The 4,233-nt window shown below is 72.0% G+C and carries 2 protein-coding genes, 1 tRNA gene and 1 pseudogene; 3 read left to right on the forward strand and 1 reads right to left on the reverse strand.

Annotated elements, in window-relative coordinates; genetic code table 11:
* Positions 1–89: 89 nt before the first annotated feature.
* Positions 90–166 (reverse strand) — tRNA-Pro (locus H488_RS33140).
* A 254-nt stretch (positions 167–420) separates the two neighbouring features.
* On the opposite strand from H488_RS33140, the gene H488_RS33145 reads away from it, so the two are divergent.
* From H488_RS33145 to H488_RS0119020, 3 genes and pseudogenes are all read left to right on the forward strand, one after another.
* Positions 421–2,010, forward strand: a complete 1,590-nt coding sequence (locus H488_RS33145) for a M20/M25/M40 family metallo-hydrolase (RefSeq protein ID WP_017834541.1) — start codon at positions 421–423, stop codon at positions 2,008–2,010.
* Between the two features lie 251 nt (positions 2,011–2,261).
* The gene (locus H488_RS33150) at positions 2,262–3,716 is read left to right on the forward strand and encodes a M28 family peptidase (protein WP_017834542.1); all 1,455 of its coding nucleotides are present in this window, start codon (positions 2,262–2,264) and stop codon (positions 3,714–3,716) included.
* 163 nt (positions 3,717–3,879) lie between these two features.
* Positions 3,880–4,233, forward strand: a pseudogene (locus H488_RS0119020) (aminopeptidase); the annotation flags it as partial.

A 4,233-nucleotide genomic window follows, 5' to 3' on the forward strand; every position in this document is an offset into this window, starting at 1 on the left:
CCCACCCGCGACTACCAGCCCCAGGCATGACAAAAGGCCCGAACCCACATCCGTGGGTTCGGGCCTTGCCGATGTCCTGAGACATCACATGGTCGGGATGACAGGATTTGAACCTGCGACCTCGTCGTCCCGAACGACGCGCGCTACCAAGCTGCGCCACATCCCGTGAAGCATCCGGACTCGACAGCAAAGCTCTCGGCCGGAAACAACTGCTCCATCATAGCCATCCGGCCGGGCGGGTGGGAAATCGGGGCGTCGGGACCGTGTCGCCCCCAGGGTTCGTCCCCCAAGTAGTGGACAAAAGTTATTGACCGGTCGGTAACCCATTTGTGAGCATGTGCAAATCCGAGTCATCCCTCGATGACTGTGAACCGCGTCACGGCCGGGCTACCTCCCGGCCGCCGCTCACCTGGAGGTTCCATGCCCGTCCGCAAGCCCAGCCACTGGATCACCGCGGCCGCCCTGGCCGGCGCCCTGACCCTCACGGCGACCAGTGCCGTCGCGGCCCCCACCCGCGACACCAGCAACAACAACACCACCCACAAGATCACCCAGGCCGTCTCCCAGCAGAAGCTCACGGAGCACCTCAACGCCTTCCAGTGGATCGCGGAGGCCAACGACGGCAACCGCGCCTCCGGCACCTCCGGCTACCAGGCCAGCGTCGACTACGTGGTCGAGAAGCTGCGCGCCGCCGGCTACACCCCGGAGGTCCAGGCGTTCGACTTTCCGTTCTTCCAGGAGCGCACCCCCGCCACGGTCGCCGCGGACGGCACGCAGCTCGCCGCCGAGGACGTCGCGGTGATGACCTACTCCGGCACGGGCACCGTCACCGCCCCGGTGCAGGCGGTCGACACCACCGGTGCCCGGGTGGGCAGCACCAGCGGTTGCGAGGCGGGCGACTTCGCCGGCTTCGTGCCGGGCAACATTGCTCTGCTCCAGCGCGGCACCTGCGCCTTCGGGGACAAGGCCGCCAACGCGGAGGCCGCCGGCGCCAGCGCCGTGCTGATCTTCAACACGGGCCTGCCGAACGCGGAGGACGCCGTCGCCGGCACCCTGGGCTCCCCGGAGGCCACGTCCCTGCCGGTGGTCGGGCTCAGCTACCAGGCGGGCGTGGACCTGCTGGACGCCGCCGAGGTCACGGTCGCCACGGACACCGTCTCGGCGACCCGCACCACCTACAACGTCCTCGCCGAGACCGGCTCGGGGGACCCGGAGAACACGGTGATCGTCGGCGCGCACCTGGACGGCGTGCTCGAGGGCGCCGGCATCAGCGACAACGGCACCGGGTCGGCCGGCATCCTCGCCATCGCGGAGGCGATGGCCAAGACGAAGACCGAGAACACCGTGCGCTTCGCCTGGTGGGGCGCGGAGGAGCTCGGCCTGCTGGGCGCCGAGCACTACGTGACCGATCTGCGGGAGAACGACCCCGAGGCGTTCGAGGACATCGCGATGTACCTGAACTTCGACATGATCGGCTCCCCGAACTACGGGCGCTTCGTCTACGACGGCGACGCCTCCACCTTCGACCCCGGCGACACGAACGTCCCCGAGGGCTCCGCGGCGATCGAGGCGGCGTTCCACGAGCACTTCGCCTCGGTGGGGCTGGCCTCCGGGGACACCGAGTTCAGCGGCCGCAGCGACTACGGGCCGTTCATCGAGGCCGACATCCCCTCCGGCGGCCTCTTCACGGGCGCCGAGGGCGTGAAGACCCAGGAGCAGGCCGAGCTGTTCGGCGGCCAGGCCGGTGTCGCCTACGACTCCTGCTACCACTCCGCGTGCGACGACATCTCGAACGTGAACCTCCAGGGCATGGAGGAGATGTCCGACGCCGCCGCGGCGGTCGTCCTGCGCTACGCGACGTCCACCCACGACGTCAACGGCGAGGGCAAGCCCTACCGGCAGAAGGGCAAGGGCGCCGTCGGCCACCCGAAGGGCGACGACCGCGGCCACGGCCCGCACTCCGAGCACGGTCGCGGCCACGGGCACGGCCACGACAAGGCGGCCGCCTGACGGTCCCGAGCCCCAGCGAACGGCCCCGTCCCCGGCGCGAACTGCCGGGGGCGGGGCCGTTCGCTGCGCCACAATCCGCCCAACCGTTGTGCCGCTGACGTGCAGTTGAGATTCTGGGCACAGGGCTCCACCAGCACGATGGAGCCGACCCCACGGTCGAGCCCCCGATCGGCCCCTGCCCCGGGAGATCCCATGCGTCACCGCACCCACCACCACCGGACCGTGGCCGCCGCCACCCCGACCACGACGGGGTGGTCCCGGTGACCGCGGCGGGCGTGCCCGTCGGGAAGGTGCTGGAGCACCTCGAGGTGTTCCAGGCCATCGCCAACGCGAACAACGCCAACCGCGCCTCGGGCACGTCCGGCTACCGGGGCAGCGTGGACTACGTGGTCGGCCGGCTGCGGGCCGCCGGCTACGCCCCGCGGGTCCAGGAGTTCACCTTCCCCTTCTTCCAGGAGACCGCCCCGGCCACGGTCAGCGCAGGGGGACGACAGCTTCCCGCGACCGACGTGGCGGTCATGACCTACTCCGGCTCCGGGACCGTGACGGCGCCGGTGCAGGCCGTGGGGACGACCGGCGAGAAGGCCGCGAGCACCAGCGGGTGCGAGGCCGGTGACTTCGCCGAGTTCGTGCCGGGGAACATCGCGTTGCTCCAGCGGGGCACGTGCGCCTTCGGGGTGAAGGCCGCCAATGCGGTGGCCGCCGGAGCGTCCGCGGTGCTGATCTTCAACACGGGACTGGACGGCGCGGAGGGCGCGGTCGCCGGCACCCTGGGCGATCCCGGCGGGGTGACCGTCCCCGTGGTCGGCCTGAGCTACGCGGCCGGCGTGGCCCTGCTGGGCGGGGGCGAGGTGACGGTCAGCACGCAGACCGTCTCCGAGAGCCGGGAGACGTTCAACGTCCTCGCCGAGACGGGCTCCGGCGACGGGCAGCGCACGGTCATGGTCGGCGCCCACCTGGACAGCGTCCCGGAGGGCCCCGGGATCAACGACAACGCGTCCGGATCCGCGGGCATCCTGGCGATCGCCGAGGCGCTCGCCGGCACGGAGACCGCCAACCCGGTGCGCTTCGCCTGGTGGGGCGCGGAGGAGTTCGGCCTGCTCGGGTCCCGCCACTACGTCACGGACCTCAAGACCAACGACGCCGGGACGCTCGGGAACATCGCGCTGTACCTGAACTTCGACATGATCGGCTCCCCCAACCACGGCCGCTTCGTCTACGACGGCGACGCCTCGGCCTTCGGCCCGGAGGACGGCTCGGTGCCCGCCCCGGCGGGCTCGGCCGCGATCGAGGCGGCCTTCCACGAGCACTTCGGCTCCGTGGGCCTGGCCTCGGGCGAGACCGAGTTCAGCGGCCGCAGCGACTACGGTCCGTTCATCGCCGAGGGCATCGCCTCCGGCGGCCTGTTCACCGGGGCGGAGGGGATCAAGACCGTGGAGCAGGCGGCGCTGTTCGGCGGCCGGGCCGGCATCGGCTACGACTTCTGCTACCACGCGTCCTGCGACGACCTCAGCAACGTCGACCTCCGGACGCTGGAGGAGATGACCGGCGCGGCCTCCGCCGTCGTCCTGCGCTTCGCGAACTCCACCGAGGACCTCGAGACGGAGGGTCGGCGGCTGCTCGGCATCGTGGCGCCCGTTCCCCCCGCCGCTGTCGACCAGGGCCGCGGCCCGAGCAACGCCGCCGCGCAGAGGCAGGCCGAGTGACGCGCCCGCACTGAGGCCGATGCGGTTCCCGGCGCCACAATCCGTCCGGTCATTGTGCCCCTGACCTGGAGCTGAGATCCTGTGCGCAGGACTCCACCCGCCCGATGGGGCCCATGACGGACACGGTCGAGCCCCCGATCGGCCTCAGGCCCCGGGAGGACCCATGCCGCACCCCACACCCCGCCGATGGACCGTGGCCGCGGCCCTGGCCGGCACCCTCGCGCTCACCGTGCCGAGCGCCGTCACGGCGGCTCCGGGGGAGGCCGGCGACGCCGGAGCGCTCGCCCCGACCGCCGCGGCCGTGCCCGTGCAGCAGGTGCTGGACCACCTCGAGGTGTTCCAGGCCGTTGCCCACGCCAACGGCGGCAACCGGGCTTCGGGCACCCCGGGCTACCGGGGCAGCGCGGACTACGTGGTCGGCCGGCTGCGCGCCGCCGGCTACGCCCCGCGGGTCCAGAGCTTCTCCTTCCCGTTCTTCCAGGAGGTCGTCCCGACCACCGTGGCCGTACCCGGCCCG

The sequence above is a fragment of the Kocuria sp. UCD-OTCP genome (assembly GCF_000349605.1).
Taxonomy (GTDB): domain Bacteria; phylum Actinomycetota; class Actinomycetes; order Actinomycetales; family Micrococcaceae; genus Kocuria; species Kocuria rosea.

Coding starts and splice junctions, on each gene's coding strand:
- H488_RS33145 (WP_017834541.1), top strand. CDS start 421: ATGCCCGTCCGCAAGCCCAGCCACTGGATCACCGCGGCCGCCCTGGCC.